The 19,633-nt window shown below is 47.6% G+C and carries 16 protein-coding genes; 2 read left to right on the plus strand and 14 right to left on the minus strand.

What is annotated here, in order from left to right; all coding sequences use genetic code 11:
• Window positions 1–36: 36 nt before the first annotated feature.
• The gene (locus tag KOG47_RS07100) at window positions 37–786 is read left to right on the plus strand and encodes a GDSL-type esterase/lipase family protein (protein WP_215244002.1); all 750 of its coding nucleotides are present in this window, start codon (window positions 37–39) and stop codon (window positions 784–786) included.
• A gap of 31 nt (window positions 787–817) precedes the next feature.
• Here KOG47_RS07100 and KOG47_RS07105 read toward each other — a convergent pair whose 3' ends face one another.
• Both KOG47_RS07105 and KOG47_RS07110 read right to left on the minus strand, forming a co-directional pair.
• Complete coding sequence (locus tag KOG47_RS07105; protein ID WP_215244003.1) at window positions 818–1,489, minus strand: hypothetical protein; 672 nt, start codon at window positions 1,487–1,489, stop codon at window positions 818–820.
• A complete protein-coding gene (locus KOG47_RS07110; RefSeq protein ID WP_215244004.1) occupies window positions 1,476–2,606 on the minus strand; it encodes a mandelate racemase/muconate lactonizing enzyme family protein in 1,131 nt (376 codons plus the stop codon). The genes KOG47_RS07105 and KOG47_RS07110 overlap by 14 nt, the downstream gene beginning before the upstream one ends.
• Before the next feature lie 79 nt (window positions 2,607–2,685).
• Here KOG47_RS07110 and KOG47_RS07115 point away from each other — a divergent pair, with 79 nt between their 5' ends.
• Complete coding sequence (locus tag KOG47_RS07115; protein ID WP_215244005.1) at window positions 2,686–3,885, plus strand: hypothetical protein; 1,200 nt, start codon at window positions 2,686–2,688, stop codon at window positions 3,883–3,885.
• 15 nt (window positions 3,886–3,900) lie between these two features.
• On the opposite strand, the gene nhaC is transcribed toward KOG47_RS07115, so the two are convergent.
• From nhaC to mutS, 12 genes are all read right to left on the minus strand, one after another.
• Window positions 3,901–5,301 carry a Na+/H+ antiporter NhaC gene (gene nhaC, locus KOG47_RS07120; protein ID WP_371730215.1) on the minus strand — a complete coding sequence of 467 codons (1,401 nt, stop codon included), beginning with the start codon at window positions 5,299–5,301 and terminating at the stop codon, window positions 3,901–3,903.
• Between the two features lie 162 nt (window positions 5,302–5,463).
• Window positions 5,464–6,552, minus strand: a complete 1,089-nt coding sequence (locus tag KOG47_RS07125) for an amidohydrolase (RefSeq protein WP_215244006.1) — start codon at window positions 6,550–6,552, stop codon at window positions 5,464–5,466.
• A 16-nt stretch (window positions 6,553–6,568) separates the two neighbouring features.
• Window positions 6,569–6,913, minus strand: a complete 345-nt coding sequence (locus KOG47_RS07130) for a DoxX family protein (RefSeq protein ID WP_078146805.1) — start codon at window positions 6,911–6,913, stop codon at window positions 6,569–6,571.
• A 56-nt stretch (window positions 6,914–6,969) separates the two neighbouring features.
• Entirely contained in the window at window positions 6,970–8,235 is a 1,266-nt protein-coding gene (locus KOG47_RS07135; protein ID WP_215244007.1) for a S1C family serine protease, read from the minus strand.
• Between the two features lie 111 nt (window positions 8,236–8,346).
• Window positions 8,347–9,165 carry a fumarylacetoacetate hydrolase family protein gene (locus tag KOG47_RS07140; RefSeq protein WP_214783139.1) on the minus strand — a complete coding sequence of 273 codons (819 nt, stop codon included), beginning with the start codon at window positions 9,163–9,165 and terminating at the stop codon, window positions 8,347–8,349.
• A gap of 54 nt (window positions 9,166–9,219) precedes the next feature.
• Entirely contained in the window at window positions 9,220–9,675 is a 456-nt protein-coding gene (nrdG, locus tag KOG47_RS07145) for an anaerobic ribonucleoside-triphosphate reductase activating protein (protein WP_215244008.1), read from the minus strand.
• A complete protein-coding gene (locus KOG47_RS07150; protein ID WP_215244009.1) occupies window positions 9,653–11,503 on the minus strand; it encodes an anaerobic ribonucleoside triphosphate reductase in 1,851 nt (616 codons plus the stop codon). The genes nrdG and KOG47_RS07150 overlap by 23 nt, the downstream gene beginning before the upstream one ends.
• Window positions 11,504–11,694: 191 nt before the next feature.
• Window positions 11,695–12,525, minus strand: coding sequence for a formate/nitrite transporter family protein (locus tag KOG47_RS07155; RefSeq protein WP_370568602.1), 831 nt, complete (start codon window positions 12,523–12,525; stop codon window positions 11,695–11,697).
• Window positions 12,526–13,102: 577 nt separating this feature from the next.
• A complete protein-coding gene (locus tag KOG47_RS07160) occupies window positions 13,103–13,756 on the minus strand; it encodes a hypothetical protein (RefSeq protein WP_214690990.1) in 654 nt (217 codons plus the stop codon).
• Window positions 13,757–14,416: 660 nt separating this feature from the next.
• Complete coding sequence (locus tag KOG47_RS07165; protein WP_214690991.1) at window positions 14,417–15,064, minus strand: 50S ribosomal protein L25/general stress protein Ctc; 648 nt, start codon at window positions 15,062–15,064, stop codon at window positions 14,417–14,419.
• A gap of 165 nt (window positions 15,065–15,229) precedes the next feature.
• On the minus strand, window positions 15,230–17,047 hold the full coding sequence (gene mutL / locus KOG47_RS07170) for a DNA mismatch repair endonuclease MutL (RefSeq protein ID WP_214690992.1): 1,818 nt from the start codon (window positions 17,045–17,047) through the stop codon (window positions 15,230–15,232).
• 4 nt (window positions 17,048–17,051) lie between these two features.
• Window positions 17,052–19,580 carry a DNA mismatch repair protein MutS gene (mutS, locus tag KOG47_RS07175; RefSeq protein ID WP_215244010.1) on the minus strand — a complete coding sequence of 843 codons (2,529 nt, stop codon included), beginning with the start codon at window positions 19,578–19,580 and terminating at the stop codon, window positions 17,052–17,054.
• Between the last annotated feature and the right edge of the window lie 53 nt (window positions 19,581–19,633).

Below are 19,633 nucleotides of genomic sequence, written 5' to 3' on the forward strand. Positions count from 1 at the left end.
TTGATATGATGTTCATATAGAAAGCGAGGTCAGCCCATGAAACAGTCGAAATGGTATGCATTTTTAAGTGGCGCCGTTCTTTTAACGGGAATCGCCTTATATGGTCTATGGATTGGCTATCAGGATATCGTCAATCCGCCGGAGCGAACACTTTCCGTCTCCGAAGACGAACGCCCTGAACCACAAGGAGACGTCTACGTCGCATTAGGCGATTCGTTGACACGCGGTGTCGGGTCAACATCAGGCGCAGGATATGTACAGCCTGTCAGCACTGCTCTTGAAGAAGAAGGCGTACGTACGCAAAACCTTGCCGTGTCTGGGGCACGAACAGAAGATTTGCTCACACAACTCGAGCAACCTGAAGTGCGTCGAACGATTGAGAACGCACGATATATCACGTTGACCATCGGTGGAAACGATTTGTTCAACCGTGGGGAAAACGTCGATAACTTCGAATCCGTCGATATTCAACAAGTGGTCACGGATGCGAAGACGAATTTAGAAACGATTTTCACTGAAATTCGCTCACTCAACGATTCAGCAACCATCGTGTATATCGGTCTATACAATCCGTTTCAAAATGATGAGAATGGACAAGCATTCAATCAGCTCATCCTTGATTGGAACGCATCCGCGAAGCAATTGGCGAATACGCAGAATATCGATGTGATCGACCCGTTCGCCTACATCTCTGACTTATCAAGAGATTTAGCGACCGATCAGTTCCACCCGAGTGACCGTACGTATGAGAAATTCGCGAATGATGTACTCTTCGTTCTCGATTAAACAAAATCCTCGTCAGCTTGACGAGGATTTTTTACTTCTCATATCGAACAATCCACTGTTCCCCTTGTTTCATCATGCCCGTCCCGACCCAACCAGCTTGAAGCAACTCAACTTGTCGCCCACGATTTTCCATCGGTACATCTTGCGCAACTGATGTGGGATGCCACGAACGATGCATCTCTTTGTAAAAAATATAGCGGAGTTTCCCGCCGTACTTTTCTTTCAACGCCCCGATTCGGAGTCCGAGAGAAAACTTGTCTTTCATGCTTGGAATATTGAACGGTGCGACGGTAGCACAGACGACATCGAATCGATCATCCGATTCCACTTGTGCCATCAACAGTTTGCCTAAATGTGTCTGTAGTCCATATCCACGGAAGTCTGGGTGGACATTCGTCACTTCCTGATAAAGGACACGTTCAAGCGAATCCTCCGGCCATCCGATATCTCGTCCTAGATGCTCCGCATCAATCGGTGGGATGAGCATCGCTCGGAACGCGATAATCCGACCATCTGCTTTTGCCCCAATCAACGTCTGATCCGTCAACAGTTTCGTGAACTCTTCAACCGATAACGATTGATAGTGCTCCGGTTCAGCCAACGCCTGAATGACCGTATCTTGAACGGCTAACAGTTCCGGTAAATCCGACAAGCCTAGGACGCATACATGAAGTGAAAGGTCTTTGATCTCACCTTGCCACATGCGACTCATCTCCAACCACGTAAGATTCCGTCGTCAATTCACGTAACACGTCCTCATCGACGTCAATACCGAGTCCCGGACGATAGTTCAGCGAGATGATTGGTAAATCATATGATAAGTTGCCTACATCTTTCCCGAACCGGAGCGGACCCGTCAACTCGACCGTCTTCACGATTTTACTCGAGAAAGCGACATGGAATCCTGCACTCGATGCAATGGAGGATTCGACCATAGAACCAATCTGGCATTCGATTCCGGACATCTCCGCCATATGGACCAACTTCTTCGCTGGATAGATGCCACCGCACTTCATCAGCTTGATGTTCGCTTTATGGGCTGCCTGCATCATCGTCAAGCGTCTCATATCGTGAATATCTTTCAACCCTTCATCCATCATGAGCGGGACTGAAATTTTTTGTTTCACTTCGAGCATGCCTTCAAAATCATCCGCCTTGACCGGTTGTTCGACCCAGTCGATTCCATACGGTTCGAGTAGACGCATGGCTTGAACCGTATTGGCCGCGTTGATCCATCCCTGGTTAACGTCGACTCGAATCGGCACGTCATTTCCTACCGCTTCCCGTACCGCCTTGACACGCGCCACGTCCGTTTGCACATCGACTCCGACCTTCATCTTCACTGCTCTATAGCCTCGTTTCATTTGTTCGAGTGCCTCTTGTGCCATATGGCTCGGCTCTCCGATACTCAAGACGTGAGTGACAGGGAATGATTCATGGTACCGACCGCCAATCCATTCGTAGATTGGTTGATTCAGCTTTTTCCCGATCACATCATGACACGCGATATCAAGTGCTGCTTTGGCAGCCGGAACACCACGAATCGCACGGTCCATCTCGTCATGAATATGCTCTAGGTGCATCGGATTTTTTCCGATTAAGAGCGGAGCCAATAGATGACGGAGTACACTGACCGTGCTCTCAGCGGACTCACCCGTCACATGCTCATCTGCCACGGCTTCTCCATAACCGACAAGTCCACATGCGGTTGTCATTTTGACGATGACAGAAGGCATATCATCATAACGGTGATAACTGACGATGAATGGTACCTTTAATGGAAAGCGAACCGAGAAAATTTCTATTTTTTGAATATTCATGTTCATCACTCCTTTACTTCAACTGTCCTTTCCTCTATATTGTCGTTATATAGTCGCTAAATTGCAAGGGGGATTTTACATGTCCATCCATATCGCCGTTGTCGGCTCACCATCGTTTATACAACAGGTACAGAACGGTTCTTCCTTACCCGATGTTCGAATCGAGGGATTTCCTTATGATGACCCGCGAGAAGCGAAAGACATCGCTAAGCATCTCCTATTTTTCGACGGAGTGTTCTTTTCCGGTTCATTCCCTTATACGTACGCGACGGAGGAAGCGACCCTTCCATTTGCCCATCACGTCGTTCAAGATGATGTCGTGTTATTGACGTCACTCTTATATGTGACATTGACACAACAGCTCCGACTCGAACATCTCTCTATCGATCTCGTTGATGCGTCACGACTTGATTCGATTTTAGCATCGTTTCCAAGCCACATGTCGCCACCGCAAGTGAAAGAACTCAGTCCGTATATGAATTTCGAAGAGTTGATTTCGTTTCATGAGCAACTTCAACGAACTGGGACGACTCGATTCGCCTTGACAAGTGTCGAACGAGTCCATCGACACTTAGTGGAAAATGGTTTTGCTAGTCAGCTCATGATAGAGCCAGAAGAGAGAATTCTCCACCACTTCCATGATTTTATTCAACAGATTCGTTTGAACAAATCGGACCAGTCACAACTCGCTGTGCTCTTCTACTCGGATGCAAGTGAAGATACGCTCAACCATACGACAAAACATCATTATTTCGGTGGTAAATTGATGGAGTCCACTCAAGACGGCATCATCCTATTATCGAGTAAAGGAAAGATTGAATCCGCCATGTCAAACGGTTTCATCTTGCCAGAGGAAACTCCTGGTCATGTAGGTATCGGGTATGGGTCCGATTATCAACGTGCCATTGAGCATGCCGAACTTGCACTTCATACGACAAGTAATTCCACTATACGAATCGTCGACGATTCAAAACGAATGACGTTCACCGATCAACCGGCACCGATTCATTTCCGTGTCACGCAAACGCGTGTCTATGACATGATGAAGCAGACGGGTATGAGTCCGATTAATATCGAAAAGCTCATTCACTTTTCAACGGACAATCTCGAGTTTACAGCGAAAGAGTTGACCGACCATTTAAACGTGACACGTCGTACGACAGAGCGACTCATCAAAAAATTGGTTGATGCAAAACTTGTTCATCGGATTGGCGAAGAGATGAGCTACAGCCAAGGTCGTCCGCGTACCGTCTATAAATTTCAATTCCCGGTCGATTGACGACCGGGAATCGTTTTATTGAGCCGCTTGTTCCGCGACAGGTTCTTCCTGTTGGATGACTGCCATGCGCTCAATCGTATATCCCGTAAAGGCATATACAATCGAGATGACTGGTACGATGAAGTTCAAGACGGCGTACGGTGCATATTCGAAAGCTCCGACCCCAAGTGTGCCGAGAATGAATACCCCACACGTATTCCACGGGATGAACACCGATGTCAATGTTCCACCGTCCTCGAGGGCACGAGATAAGTTTTTTGACTGTAATCCCATTTTTTCATACGCTCCAGCAAACATTCTCGACGGGACGACGATTGAGATGTACTGCTCCGAACACGTCGCATTCGTTGCAATCCCAGCTAAAATCGTTGAAGCAATCAACGAACCTGCCGTTTTCGCCAATTTCAAAATTTGGTTCATAATAGATTGTAGCATTCCCGAATATTCTAAAATCCCCCCGAACGTCATCGCGACGATGGTCATCGAGACCGTGTACATCATCGCATCAAGACCACCTCTACTGAAGAGGTTATCGACCAGTTCATTTCCCGTCTCGATGACATAACCACTCTGAAGAGCGCCTACGCTGTCAGCGAGCGTTCCACCTTGAATGAACACTTGAGCCAAGAAGCCCAGTGCAATCCCGACGACGAGCGCCGGAATCGCTGGCACCTTCTTTGCAACGAGCAAAATGACGGCGAGTGGGACGATGAGTAACCATGGTGAGATGACAAAACTATCTTCAAGAATGTTAAGCGTCTGTGTGATCTCTGAAGAGTCCGTCGTCGAATCTGCGAACCGTCTACCTAGCCAAGCGTATACCCCTAGCGCGATGATAAGTCCTGGAATCGTCGTATATAACATGTGCCGGATATGTACGAATAAATTAGTATGAGTCAAGCCGGCCGCCAAGTTTGTCGTGTCTGACAATGGTGACATCTTGTCCCCAAAATATGCACCAGAGATGACAGCCCCCGCTACCATCGGCGCTGGTATCCCCATACTCAGCCCGATGCCCATCCCCGCTACTCCAATCGTCCCCATCGTCGACCATGAGCTCCCGATCGAAAGGGCGACGACCGCACAGATGAGACAAATCGTTAACAAAAAGTATGCCGGTGAAATGATCTTCAGCCCGAAATAGATCATCGTGGCAACAATCCCTCCACCGATCCATGCCCCAATCGTCAACCCGACCAAAATGATGATGACGACTGCCGGTAAGGCGAGACGAATCCCCTTATACATCATCTCTTCAATCTCTTTCCACTTGAACCCGTGTCGCCAGGCGACGATTGAAGCGACTGCCGTTCCGACGATGAGCGGGATGTGTGGTCCTTGACCGAGCTTGACGATTGAGATGAGCATGACGACAATCATCACACCAAGTGGTAATAGCGCCCACCCTAGCTTCATGTTTTGCTTGTTCCCCGTTGTTTCCATCTAACTTCCTCCCCTATAGCGAAAATTCAGAATTGTCGTTATATTGTCGCTAATAACGTTATGATAGCGCTTACAAGGGATGGATGCAATAAAAAAATGAGTGGACAGACATCTGTCTATCCCACTCATTCTGAATTATGTTGCTGCAATTCGGAGCGCATCCGCAAGTAGGCGTGCCCCATCTTCTAACGCGTCATGGTCAAACGTCATATGCGGATGATGAAGGCCTGGACCTAAATCAGCGCCGATTCCAATCATCGTCGCATCAAGTGACGGTTTCTCGACGGTATAGAAATGAAAATCATCGCTACCTGACGTGACAATTCTCTCGACGAGAGCCGACTGACCGAAGCGTTGCTCAATCGCCTGCTTCGCAATCTGACTTGACTGTTCCCCAACGACCGCTCCCGGTGTGAAGTCTTGCCACTCCCATTCCAGTTTCACACGATGAAGCTGCCCGACATGAAGTAGCATGTCTTCGACACGATTGCGCAGTTCGAGCAATTCTTCATTTTGTTGGGCACGGACGTCAATCGAGAACGTCGCATTTCCTGGAATGATGTTCATGTTGTCACTCCCGGCGTGTACCTTCGTCAACTTGACAGAGTGCGGCTCAAACGGTGACAAGTAAATGCTTTTAAGCATGTGTTGAATCGTGAAGATGACATCGAGTGCGTTTTGTCCTTGATGTGGTCTCGCACCATGCGCATCATCCCCAATGACCTCTCCCTTTAAGAAGAAGGCAGCACCATGTTGAATCGCCGCCGCATATTGTCCCCTTTTCAACTCTTCTTGTGGACGTAAATGGATTCCGAATAGTTGCGTCACGTCCTCTAACGCCCCTCGTTCGATCATGGCGAGCGAACCATTCCCTTGCTCTTCGGCAGGTTGGAAGATGAAACGGATTCGCTTTTGTAACGTTTCGTCTTTCAACTGTTCGAGCGCACCGAGTACCATGCTGATGTTCGCGTCGTGCCCACATGAATGGTTCGCTCGAAACGTACCGTCCACTTGTTGCCATAACGCGTCGATATCGGCGCGGACCGCAATCACTTCTTCTCCCGATCCAATCTCCGCGATTACTCCGGTCACGTCCTCAAACGTTCGATGGGGAATCGACCAGTCTGATAAGATGGATGCGATTGTTCGAGTCGTCTCGACTTCTTTCCAACTGATTTCTGGATGAGCATGGAAATGCTCAAACCACTTGAGTACGCTTGTCATATGTATCTCCACACCTTTATATTTTTTTGACACCTTTGATCAAAACCCATTGAAGCGGGAGTCGTCCCCATGTAATCCATTTCGGAATGACCTTCCCACCGATTCTAGATGGCTTGACGGCCATGTTGATATTTGCCGGGAAGACGGCGATAAAGAATGCCGGTAGCGTCCGTTTCACGAACGATGTTCCCTTGTTGAGTAAGAGCATCGCCCCGAACACGACTTCAACGACTCCGCTTAGTTGCACCATCAGTCGGCGGAACGGCCAAGATTTCGGAATAATCGACATGAACGCCTTCTCTCTTACAAAATGTAAAATTCCTGCCCCGAATAGTAACACCCCATATAAATTTCGTACCATAACTCATCCTCCTTTTGTATAAGCATAGCAAAAAAGGCGGGCATATTGCCCACCTTTTACAATGCAGAACCGTTCGCATTTTGAATCTCGACTTGAACCGTCTCCGTTTTTCCGTCCCGGATATATTCGATGTCGACCGTTCCGTCCGTATCGCGAATCAATTCACTACGGAGGTCGATGAACGAGCTGACGTCTTTGTCATTGATTTTCACGATGACGTCACGTGCCTTAAGACCCGCTTTCGCAGCTGAACTATTTTGTTGCACTTCCACGATGATTGTTCCCGCCGTCACCGATTCAGGCAAGTTGATTTGTTCCGTCAAGTAACCTTGAGGGAACTCTGATACGTCACGAAGTGAGACGCCGAGTGACGGATGATTCACTTCTCCCGTCTGTTCGATTTGATTGATGAGCGGAAGGGCGATGTCGACTGGGATTGAGAATCCGACTCCCTCGACTTCTGCTGTCGCAATTTTCATCGAGTTGATCCCGACGAGTTGTCCTTCTTCGTTGATTAACGCACCACCTGAGTTACCTGGGTTGATGGCCGCATCCGTTTGAATGACCTCGGCATTGAAGTCGGCCTGTCCGTTCTCATCCGTATCGACGGGTACGAGGCGTGACGTCGATGAGACGACACCGCGTGTCACGGAGTTCTCGAATTGTCCAAGCGGATTCCCGATGGCGATGACCGTTTGACCCGGTTTCAACTCGCTCGATTTGCCGATTGAGATGACGGCCGGTACCTTATCAGCGTCCACTTTCAAGACGGCCAAGTCATACGTCGCGTCACTTCCCATGAGTGTCGCTTCCGCAGTCGTTCCGTCATTAAAGGTTACCGTCAGCTTGTCCGCTCCGTTGACAACGTGATGGTTCGTCGCGATAAATGCCGAGTCACCTTCTTTTTTATAGATGACACCTGATCCGACTCCAGCCTCGACCGCCTCACTCGAGAATCCGCTTTGGGCGAAGTTGTTTACAGTCACGACGGCCGGTTGAGCGGTCGCGACGGCATTTGTGACCGAAGAATCGGATACGTTCGATGACGTTTGGACCGGAGTCCCTTGCGAGGTCACGTTCGTGTCACTCACACTCGTCGCGGGTTGGTCGATGAACGGATATGCGATTGCGCCCGTCAACAACGCTCCGATGACTCCACCGACAAGTCCCGGGAACATACGGCTGACGAATGACGGTTTTGATTGTGTTCGTACTTTTGTCTCTTCTCGGTTGGATGAACCGAGTTCTGTATCTAACCAATCTTTTTGTTGCTCTGATTCATGTAATTGATCGTGTTCATTTGATTGATCGTGACGATCCATAATGATTCATCTCCTCTGTGTTATCTTCTACCCTTACTATAACGAAGAGGAACACTCATTTATAAAATGATAAATGAATTACAAGATTCTTCACATTTTACGTCATTTCATTCAGACAATCACATTTCTTAACGTACCGAGACCTTCAATCGTCACTTCGACCGTGTCTCCCGTTTGTAGATACGTCGGTGGCGTCATCCCGTGCCCAACTCCGGCTGGTGTACCCGTCGCGATGACGTCGCCCGCTTCGAGCGTCATGCCTTTCGACAGTGTACGAATGAGTTCATCAATCGGACGAATCATATCGGCTGTCGTCCCATCTTGACGCGTCTCCCCATTGACACTTGTTTTGATTTGGAGAGGGAACTGGAGCTCGTCCGGTGTGACGACGAACGGTCCCATCGGACAAAACGTATCGAACGACTTGCCACGGAAGAATTGGACATGTTCTTTTTGCACGTCTCGAGCCGTCACATCGTTTAGAATGGTGTAACCGAAAATGTGCTCCTCGACCGCTTCGATGTCTCGTCCAGACTTGCCGATGATGACGGCGAGCTCACCTTCATAGTCAAGTTTGTCCGTCAATTCAGGATGACGCTCAATGACCGCTTCCGGACCGACGACCGAGGTCGGTGCTTTCGTGAAGATGACGAGTTTCCCTGCTCCTGCTGTATCCATCTCTTTCACGTGTTCTTCGTAGTTCTTGCCGATACAAATCACGTTTTTCAATGGACGGTACGGGGCGAGTAATTTCACATCCGTCATTCGGTATGAGGGCGCCACGTCCAAATCGATATCTGGTTCGAACTCACGCGCGATCACTTCTAATAAATTTGTCGTATGTACTTGATTGCTGACATCAAAAACGAAATCGCCTTTGACAATCCCCACTCGTTGCTCTTCCTGCATCTCAAAACTACACCATTTCATTAAAACTCCCCCTTTTTCATCATTATACAAAAAATCGAGACATCTCTGCCTCGATTATACTTTATTCAAAAAGATGATCCGTTGATTACTCGATCCTCGAAAACGAAGTCCCATATCTCGTAGCGACTGCTCGTAACGACCGTCGACGAGCACATCGGCGTAGTCCAACACGGTTTGAATCGCTTCGTCATGCATCGCTTCCAACTGTTCGATCGTATAACCCGTATACACCCACACATTTTTACCGAGCGACTTACATGCCGTGACGAGTTTTGCTAACGCTGACGATTGAAGAAACGGTTCGCCTCCAGAAATGGTCACCCCGTCCCAACCACTGAGCTTGACGCGCTGAACAAGTTCCTCTACTTCGACATCCTCACCCCCGGTTGGATTCCACGAGGAAGGATTGTGACACCCTTTACAGTGATGCGGACAGCCAGCAGTAAAGATGACCGTCCGAATCCCCGGTCCGTCAACGACGGATTCTTCAACGACGGATAGAATGCGCATCGTGTTTCACCCTCGCCCGCTCTTCTTCTCGCTTCGCCGTATTCCAACGGTCCATCGTCCCGACCAAATAACCGGTGATGCGGCGGATTCGTTCAATGTTTGAATCCTCGCCACACGTCGGACAGGCATCGTCAATCAGTCCTTCAAGCCCGCAATTTCCGCAACGATCGACCGGATGATTGATGGAACCGTAGCCGATATCATGCTGTCGCATCAAGCGGACAATCGATTCCACCGCTTCCGCATTGTGGGCAAGTGACCCATCGACTTCGACATATGAAATATGTCCCGCGTCACACAATGCGTGATACGGTGCCTCGATTCGGATTTTCTCACGAATTGATACAGACTGATAGACCGGCACGTGGAATGAATTTGTATAAAAGGCACGATTAGTGACACCTTCAATCATCCCAAACGTTTCCTGGTCTCGCGTCACAAATTTACCTGACAATCCTTCTGCCGGTGTCGCGAGCAACGAAAAGTTCAAGTCGTACGTTTCGGCTGCCGCACGCATGCGATTGGCCAAATGCGTGACGATGTCAAGACCGAGTCGCTCCGCTTCACGAGACTCAGCATGTGTACCTCCCGTCAACACCTTCAACGTTTCAGCGAGTCCGATGAAACCGAGTGAAAGCGTTCCTTGTTTCAATACGTCTCGGACTTCATCATGAATATGTAACTGCTCACTTCCACGCCAGACACCTTGTGTGTAGAGGAAACGAAATTCTTCAGCGCGACGCGTACATTGATATTCGAAACGCTCGACTAACTGTTCGATCCCGATGTCGACATATCGGTTGAGAATGCTGTAAAAATCCGAGATCGACTCCGAGACAAGTGCCATCTTCACCAAGTTGAGTGTGGAAAAGGAAAGATTGCCACGACCGATCGACGTCTCTTCTCCGTGTCGGTTTCCCATGACCCGAGTGCGGCAACCCATATATGCCACTTCAGATGCATGCGTCCCATCATAGTAAGCGGCATTGAACGGGGCATCGATGAAGGAAAAATTCGGAAATAGCCGTTTTCCTGTGACCCGACACGCTTCACGGAAAAGATCGACGTTCGGATCGTCCTCCCGAAAGTTGATTCCTTCCTTCACTTTAAAGATTTGAATCGGAAAAATCGGAGTCTCCCCGTTCCCTAACCCACGTTCCGTGGCACGAAGTAGCTCTCGAATGAGGATACGTCCCCACTTTGATGTGTCCGTTCCATAATTGATCGAAACGAAAGGCACTTGCCCGCCACCTCGTGAGTGCATCGAGTTCGCATTGTGTATGAACGCCTCACACGCCTGATACGTCGCCGAAATCGTCTCTTCTTCAGCGAGTGTCTCCAATTGCGTTTCTTCCCAGTCAACGGGTAAGGATTGGAGTCGGCTCAGTTGACGCTCATATGTCTTCTCGACATACGGTGCCAAGTCGACGTCAAACATCGGGAACGCCTGCCCTCCGTGTTGCATATTTTGATTCGCTTGAAGGATGATCGATGCGAGTGCCATGGCGGAGCGAATGTCCTTTGGTGACCTGATTGTTCCATGCCCCGTATGGAATCCATCTTTTAATAATTGACCGAGTGGAATTTGACAACATGTCGTCGAGCCTGTGATGTAATAGTCGGCGTCGTGCACATATAAATAGTTATCAGTGACGGCCTGTTTTGGTCGCTCCGACATCAAATACGTCTGCGATAGTTCTTTCGACACTTCCGAAGAGAGTCGTGCTAGTTTCCCGAGCGGGGATTTACCGTCCACGTTCGCATTCTCTTGTACTAAGTCTTGATCTGGTAAGATGCAGACGTCCTCATACAACTGCAGTAATTTCAAAACCCATCACCTCACTATATATGGATTCAAAACAATATTAATCGTTTTAAAAATCCTATATATAGATTATGGCATGTGTTTTTCTCAATGGTCACGAGTCGATATTGTGACAGTTTATGTGTGATCATACGATAAAAAAGAGCCTCGTCTTCGGTAAGACAAGGCTCTACGTTATATGTGACAAACATCATTTATTTAACAGCTTTTACAACTTTTAATTCGACTTCTTCCTCTAATTCTTGTGCTTCACGAAGACCCTTCGAGTTGAGCCACGTATAGATGGCTCCCATGAAGAGCGCTCCACCGATAATGTTACCGAACGTTGCAGGAATCAAGTTGTGGATTGCACCTGCCATGCTGATCGTCTCCGGGTGTGGGACGACGAGCGTCAAGGCGAACAATACGAAGTTGGCGATGACGTGGTCGAATCCTGAAGCGAAGAAGACCGCGACAAGGAAGATCATCGAGAAGATTTGAGCGAACTCATTTTTCATTTGTTTTGGTAAGAAAATAGCGAGACAGACCATCCAGTTACAGAAGATGGCGCGGAAGAAAATTTCGACCGTCGTATGGTGCATTTTCCCCTCAACAACGGAGAACAACCAGTTGTTCATCCCGAGTTCTTGGATGACGCCAGTCGGTGCAAGTAGTAACGCAAATAGGATTCCCCCGAGTGCGTTCCCGACGAAGCAGAGCAACCAGACGAGCATCGTATCACTGAGCGTTGTATAGCCACGAAGTGTCGACGTTGTGAAATACATCGTATTCCCCGTGAACAATTCCGCTCCCCCATAGATGATCATGACGAGCGCGATCCCGAACGAGAAGCCCCCAATGAGTGTCGTGAACGGAGATTCCGCTAAATACATACCGTTGACGACTTTCAACGTGAAGATTGAAGCAAAGCCGATAAAGATCCCGGCTAACATCGCCCGTAAAAAGTATTCCATTGGACGATAATGAATCATTTGCGAGGAAGCCTGTGCTTTTTTCCGTAATGATTCGAGTGCATGGATTTCCATTGATGCCATGTCACAAACCCTTCTTTCTGAATAATTAAATAGGAAAGTATCAGTTCGAATATGTGAAATCATTAACAATATAAACTGTACAGTCTCTGTTGGCAATCACCTCTAGAAGGAATTGACAGAGTGTTCACATCGTAATCGTTTACATGTGGCGGATTTGTGACAAAGAAAAATTCTCCCTATTTTCGGGAGGATAGCATACTTCCACATAATGAAGAAACAGAGTAGTTAACCATCAAAATCAACCGTATTCGGTTCAATTTAATTTCACCAAGCTACATACCGCACGAGATAGAGTCTCGTAATATTTCATCTAAAATAAAAAAAACGGCGCCCAAAACAAAAATGAAATACTTCGATGAGTTTCTCATATAACATTACTTCTCCTTAAAATTCACTATATTTAATTTGAACATAATATGGAAATTTTAAGCTGTTTAAGAGCCATCAAAAAAATCCCTCACTTTGAATTATGTCTCACAATCCATTTTCAGGTAGTCAGAAACATTATTCAACATTTTGAGGGATACTAAGAGTATCGATAGAAATAGTGAACTGTATACTATTTATTTTAGAAGCTATATTTTTTATTATAGGAATCGCTGAATTTTGCTCCTACGCTTTGTCCGCTAATGTTTACTCCTAGTAAATGATATCCTTGAATTTTAATGGATACGCTTCTTTTATTCGCAGAAATGTTTTTAGCAGACGTTGTTTGATGCCAACTTGATGGGAAACCATTACTATTCGACTTTACAGAAGTTATTTTACTGAATTTTTTTGTTGACCCTGAACCAGTATAAGTATACTCGAAATCAATATACATGGTTTGTGGTAACCACAATGAGTACACCCAACGCAATTCTTCAGCAGAGCTCCACTTGATACGATCAGTGCCACTTTTAGAGGCTGCTGCTTTAGCATAAAATGAAGGTGATGCAGAAGGTACAATCCCTAAGCTAAATAATGAATCTTCTTCTTTTTCTCGATTTAATTGATCAACTTCCCAAGCACGTACAGCATTTTCAAAATCCTCATATGAATCAAAGTTAATGCTAGATACTCCTTCAGGTACTTCTTCTGCCTTAACAATTTCTACATGACTACTCTCACTTGAAATTTTGTTGCTCAAATCATCAATATCTCCGCTGGCGGATACAGATTGATTAAATAAGCTAAAAAATAGCGCAGTGGACAGTGTACAAAAAGCAAGTTTGTTCTTCATCACTATAAACTCCCCTTGTTTTTTCCAATTATTTTAGTACAATGTTAGTATAACATAGAAAATAGAAATCAGATGATTAAAATACAAAAAAATCATAAAAAGGATGCGATTCCCAAATGTCAAAAGGTGGTTCCACATTCAACTTTAAGGTATTTTCTCTTAGTTTTATTATTGTAATGATACTTTCTTTCATTCCTCAGATTGGGATTAGAGAAGAGGGACCCTACATATACTATGGATTTCCAGCTCGTTGGTTAGGTAACCTAGGACAAGGAGATTACAGTTTTGAACTATTTGGGTTGCTGTTTAATTTAGCTCTCTTATATTTTTTATTAATATTCATAAAAAAAATAATTGGAGCATTCAAAACAAACTTTAAAATAAATAAGAGAAATGGTTCCAATAGCTAAAAAATGGGTTCCAAAAATGAAAAGCGTGTGCAATTTACAATAATCAGATGTTCCATGTATTGATCCGGGATTATCATTTCTATGGTGAAGAATCATAATATTAGTTGCATCACTCTAAAGCGAACTCAAAAATGCTACATCACTTTCCTCACTTTGATCTAAAAGTATTAAGTTCAGATTCGTTTGGACAATAAAACAAAGGAGCATCACCCCATCTAGGGATGATGCTCCTTTTTTATAATCGAATTGCTTATTCTTTATCCTCAGTCGATTCTTCAGCTTCTTCAGAAGAAGCTTCTGATGCTTCCCCTTCAGTTGAACCTTCTTCCGATTCTTCGTCTTCAACTTCTGCAACCGGCTCATTCACAGAGGCGATGTGCATATCTGGTTCCGAGACGATCGTGTACGAGCTGTCTTCTGGAAGATCCGCTACGGTCACCGAATCGCCGATTCCAAGCTCTGATACATCGAGTTCGATACGTTCAGGGATGTTGGCCGGTGTCGCAGCGACCGTCACTTTATAAAGTGACTGGGCAAGATATCCGCCTTCTTTGACGCCTTTCGCGTCGCCAACAAGGACGATATCCGCTTCGACTTCTGTCTCTTCATCCATCTTCACGGCCATGAATTCGACGTGCTGATAGAAGTTTGTGAACGGGTCCGTTTCCGATCCGTGCACGAGCGTGTTGATTTTATTTCCATCGTAATGGAGTTCAATCAAGGCATTGTCACCGTGGTCTCGAAGAATTTTACGAAGGTCCATCTCGTCAAATACGATTGGCGTGCTGTCTACTTTGTAGCCGTAGACGACGCCTAACGCTTTTCCTTCCTTACGCAACTTCGTGCGCAGTGACCGTGGGCGTAATTCTCGTTTTGATACTTGAAGTTTGTTCGTCATTTTCTTTTCCTCCTACATGGATATACATTTCATGTCGACATCTTGAGGGTGAGGCAGTGAAAAAGCCACCTCTCAACCTCGATGCGTTGAGTGACATGTGTATAGTTTTCCCATGAGGACTCGTAAATAAACGTTACATCGTGTTAAAACAAGGTAACAAGACGATTACATAACGCGTTTAAATAACTTTTCAAGCTCATACGTGCTCCATTTCACAAGAATCGGTCGCCCGTGCGGACACGTAAACGGAGACGTCGTACGACTCAAATCATCAATCAATTGTCGCATCATCTCCATATTGAGTGGATGATTCGCTTTGATCGATCGTTTACACGCCATAAGGATCGATGCTTCTTCTCGATATTTCGCAATGTCGATTGATCGCTGTTGAATGGCCATCTCCACTAGATCACGAATCGTGCCTTCTAAGTCATGTTGCGGATACCATGTCGGAATCTCACGGACAAGGAACGTGTTACCCCCAAACGGCTCTAACGTGATGCCTGCATCCGCTAGAAGCGGGAGCACTTCTTCGATAGCGAGCGTCTCTTCTTGCGTGAACTCTAACGTCAGCGGAATCAACAGAAGCTGATACTCTTTTTCTGGACGTCCTAACTGCTCATAAAACAACTCATACTTGATGCGTTCCTGGGCAGCATGTTGGTCCATTACGTACATCCCGTCTTCCGCTCCACAGATGATATAACTTGAATGCAGTTGTCCGATGACGTCTAACGCCGGTAAACGCTCCGACTGATGTACAGGCTTTTCGACCTGTTTTGGTTCAATCATCTCTGGCTCCGGTTCATGAACGAGCGGCGCCGGATTCCACTGGGAAGGAGACGTGAGCGACTCTTTTCGCTCCCGAGGAATCGGATAGTTCCACTCGACGGTGTCTGCTTGTTTAGGTTGCGGCTCCATCGAAAAGTCGAGCTTCGACTGTTCGGACGGTGTCACACGTTTCGGCTTCGGCTCTTGTTTCACAGACGGAATGAGACGTTGCTCCCGGAGCGTCAATTGAACGGTCTCTCGAATGAGCTGGCACAATTCTTTTTCTTTCGACAAGCGTACTTCACGTTTCGTTGGATGGACGTTCACGTCAATCAACATCGGGTCCATCTTCACTTCGAGCACGGCAATCGGATAACGACCGATTGGTAAGAGCGTATGATAGCCCTCGAGCACGCTTTGGGTCAGCGCAAAGTTCTTGATGCTTCGACCGTTTAAGATGAGGGTCACATATTGTTTGTTCGAACGGGTCACTTCCGGGCGCACGAGATGCGCGCTCAGTGTATAGTCGTTCGTCTTGCTCGACGCCGTGACGATTTGTGCGGCGACTTGGCGACCATAGATGGCGAGCATAACTTGTTTCAAGTCCCCATTCCCGTTCGTTCGCAACAGTTCTTTCTCTTCATGAAAGACGGTGAAGCGAATTTCCGGATGGGACAGCGCCAAACGGTTCAACGTATCGGTAATGCTCGCAAGTTCTGTCGCCGATGTCTTCAAATATTTCAGACGGGCCGGTGTGTTGAAGAAGAGCTGACTGACCGCGATTTCGGTCCCGACATTCGTCGCCGCCGGATTCGTCTCTTTGACGACACCGCCTTCGAGCGTCATCTCAAAACCATCCTCATCTGCTCGCTTCGACTTCAACGAGACGTGACTGACCGACGCGATCGAGGCGAGTGCCTCACCGCGGAAACCGAGCGTCCGAATCCGGAACAAGTCGTGCTCGTCCCGAATCTTACTCGTCGCATGTCGCAAGAAGGCTCGCGCCGCGTCTTCTTCATGGAACCCATGCCCGTTGTCACGGACTTTGATGAGACGGATGCCCGCCTCTTGTAAGTTGACATCCACTTTCGTCGCTCCCGCATCAATGGCATTTTCGACTAATTCTTTGACGACGGAAGCCGGTCGTTCGACGACCTCCCCGGCTGCGATTCGGTTCGCGAGTTGTTCAGGTAACTCTCGAATGATTCCCATCGACTCACCCTTTCTTTGCGGTCTGTTGCAGTTCATACAGCGCCTGCATCGCTTCGATTGGATTCATTGCCAACAAATCGAGTTTGAGCAGCTGTTCTCGAACGGCGTCATTCGACTCGAACAGCGACAACTGGCTGACTTCTTCCACTGAAGGTGGAGCAGGTTGCTCGTTCAAACTCGGTTTCGTTGCTTCCGACTCGAGTTCTGACAGAATCGTCCGGGCCCGGTCAATCAATGAATCCGGAAGTTCAGCCAATTCCGCCACATGAATCCCGTATGATTTGTCGGCACGTCCTGGGTGTACCTCATGGAGGAAGACGACTCGCCCATCCCGCTCAATCGCCCGGACATGAACATTCTCAAGTGTCGGAATCGAATCTTCGAGCACTGTCAGTTCATGATAGTGCGTCGAGAAGAGTGTCTTCGCGCCGATTGACGAGGCGATATATTCAACAATCGCCTGTGCGAGCGCCATTCCGTCATACGTCGACGTTCCGCGACCAATCTCATCTAATAGAATCAGACTATGGTTCGTTGCCTCGGTGACGGCTTGTCGCGTCTCGGTCATCTCGACCATGAACGTCGACTGTCCGCTCACCAAATCGTCCGCCGCACCGATCCGTGTAAAGATGCGGTCAAAGAGCGGGAGTTCCGCAGCTTCTGCCGGGACGAATGAACCGATTTGATGAAGGATTGCAATTAAGGCAAATTGACGCATATACGTCGATTTACCGGACATGTTCGGTCCGGTGATGAGCAACATTTGACGTGTGTCGTCAAGCGTCAAGTCATTGGCGACATACTCACCTCGCGGCAAGACCGTCTCAATGACAGGGTGTCGTCCGCGTTCGATTTGTACATGCTTCGCTGTAACCGGACGCACATACTCCCGTTTCTCGGCCACGACGGCAAGGGCGAGGAGGACATCCAACTCGCTGAGTGAACGGGCCAATTGTTGAAGGTCCTTCGTGTACGTCTTCACTTCTTCGCGGAGCGCGACAAACAAGTCATATTCAAGCGTACAGCTCTTCTCTTCCGCTCCTAAGATGAGCGCTTCCTTCTCTTTCAGCTCTGGAGTGATGTATCGTTCCGCATTCGTCAACGTCTGCTTCCGCTCATAACGCCCTTCTTCGAGCAACTTCGCATTTGCTTTCGTCACTTCCAAGTAGTAACCGAATACGCGGTTATACCCGACCTTCAACGACTTGATGCCGGTCGCGATGCGTTCCTGTTGCTCGAGGTTGGCAATCCACGATTTCCCGTTCGCTTTCGCTTCTAACAGTTCGTCGAGCTCTTCCGAATATCCGTGACGAATCATCCCACCTTCTTTCGTCGAGATGGGAGGTGAATCGACGAGGGCAGCCCGAAGCTGTTCACTCAACGTCTCGAACGAGTCGAGATTTTGTTCGATTTGCTGCAAGCGATCAGCTTTCACCGTTTGTAAGAGTGACCGGACAGAAGGCATCCGCTCGAGTGTGTCGCGTAATTGGACAAGGTCTCGCGCATTCGCCGTCCCGTACCCGACTTTCGCGACAAGCCGTTCGATATCGTAGACTCGCTTTAACTCCTCTTGTAGTTGATCGCGCAACATGAAGTCGTCCACTAAGTTCTCTATGGCGTCCTGTCGCTCTCTGATGCCTTGCTCCGTATAAAGTGGCTGTTCAAGCCAACGTTTCAACAATCGACCGCCCATCGCCGTCGTCGTCTCATCGAGGAGAGAAAGGAGTGACCCTTTCCGTTCCCCGGAACGAGCCGAACGGAACAATTCAAGATTTCGGGCCGTATTGGCGTCAAGTTGCATGTGTTGTTCAACTTCATAGGCGACTGCTGGTTGCAAGTGGTCAAGTGAACGTTTCTGTGTTTTCGTCAAATAGGCAAACAGCAATTCAAATGCCGAGCGTTGTGCCTCATCTTTTGCACCTTGTGCGAGTGGACTATTCCGCTTGTCCACTTGAATCGAAAGTGGGATCCCGGTCTGTCGCAATAAATCAGCGAGTCGTTCATCCTCGACGATGACCTCGTTCGGAAGCAATCCTTCGATTTCTCGTAACACAGCTTCTTCTGACGAGAGTGTCGTCAACCATGATTCACCGGTCGTGACGTCACCGCGAGCAATTCCGAATCGCCCTGCGACGTCCGAGATGGCGACGAGATATCGGTTTTCTTTTTCACTGAGTGACGCCATGTATGTACCCGGCGTGATCACTTGGATGACTTCCCGCTTCACGAGTCCCTTCGTCGCTTTCGGGTCTTCTGTCTGTTCACAGATGGCGACGTTAAATCCTTTTTCAATCAATTGTTCAATGTAGATTGCTGCGGAATGATGCGGAACGCCACACATCGGGATTGGATGCTCGGCCTGCTTTCCGTTTTTAGAAGTGAGCGTGAGCTCTAACTCTTTTGCAACAATTTGTGCATCTTCAAAAAACAACTCGTAAAAGTCGCCGAGTCGATAGAATAAAAAGGCGTCCTGATAGTCGGCCTTGATAGAGAAATATTGTTTCATCATTGGTGTCTGATGGACTTCTTGCATGTTGATTCACCTCTAGAAAGTACAACAGCTGACCATCGGCCAGCTGTGTCGTT

Origin of the sequence: Exiguobacterium sp. s121, assembly GCF_018617245.1 — a bacterium.
GTDB classification, from domain to species: Bacteria; Bacillota; Bacilli; order Exiguobacteriales; family Exiguobacteriaceae; genus Exiguobacterium; species Exiguobacterium profundum.

Coding starts and splice junctions, on each gene's coding strand:
- nrdG (WP_215244008.1), bottom strand. CDS start 9,675: ATGCGCATTCTATCCGTCGTTGAAGAATCCGTCGTTGACGGACCGGGG.
- KOG47_RS07125 (WP_215244006.1), bottom strand. CDS start 6,552: ATGACAAGCGTACTCAAGTGGTTTGAGCATTTCCATGCTCATCCAGAA.
- mutL (WP_214690992.1), bottom strand. CDS start 17,047: ATGGGAATCATTCGAGAGTTACCTGAACAACTCGCGAACCGAATCGCA.
- KOG47_RS07130 (WP_078146805.1), bottom strand. CDS start 6,913: ATGGTACGAAATTTATATGGGGTGTTACTATTCGGGGCAGGAATTTTA.
- KOG47_RS07135 (WP_215244007.1), bottom strand. CDS start 8,235: ATGGATCGTCACGATCAATCAAATGAACACGATCAATTACATGAATCA.
- mutS (WP_215244010.1), bottom strand. CDS start 19,580: ATGCAAGAAGTCCATCAGACACCAATGATGAAACAATATTTCTCTATC.
- KOG47_RS07100 (WP_215244002.1), top strand. CDS start 37: ATGAAACAGTCGAAATGGTATGCATTTTTAAGTGGCGCCGTTCTTTTA.
- KOG47_RS07105 (WP_215244003.1), bottom strand. CDS start 1,489: ATGTGGCAAGGTGAGATCAAAGACCTTTCACTTCATGTATGCGTCCTA.
- KOG47_RS07155 (WP_370568602.1), bottom strand. CDS start 12,525: ATGGAAATCCATGCACTCGAATCATTACGGAAAAAAGCACAGGCTTCC.
- KOG47_RS07165 (WP_214690991.1), bottom strand. CDS start 15,064: ATGACGAACAAACTTCAAGTATCAAAACGAGAATTACGCCCACGGTCA.
- KOG47_RS07110 (WP_215244004.1), bottom strand. CDS start 2,606: ATGAATATTCAAAAAATAGAAATTTTCTCGGTTCGCTTTCCATTAAAG.
- KOG47_RS07160 (WP_214690990.1), bottom strand. CDS start 13,756: ATGAAGAACAAACTTGCTTTTTGTACACTGTCCACTGCGCTATTTTTT.
- KOG47_RS07115 (WP_215244005.1), top strand. CDS start 2,686: ATGTCCATCCATATCGCCGTTGTCGGCTCACCATCGTTTATACAACAG.
- nhaC (WP_371730215.1), bottom strand. CDS start 5,301: ATGAAGCTAGGGTGGGCGCTATTACCACTTGGTGTGATGATTGTCGTC.
- KOG47_RS07140 (WP_214783139.1), bottom strand. CDS start 9,165: ATGAAATGGTGTAGTTTTGAGATGCAGGAAGAGCAACGAGTGGGGATT.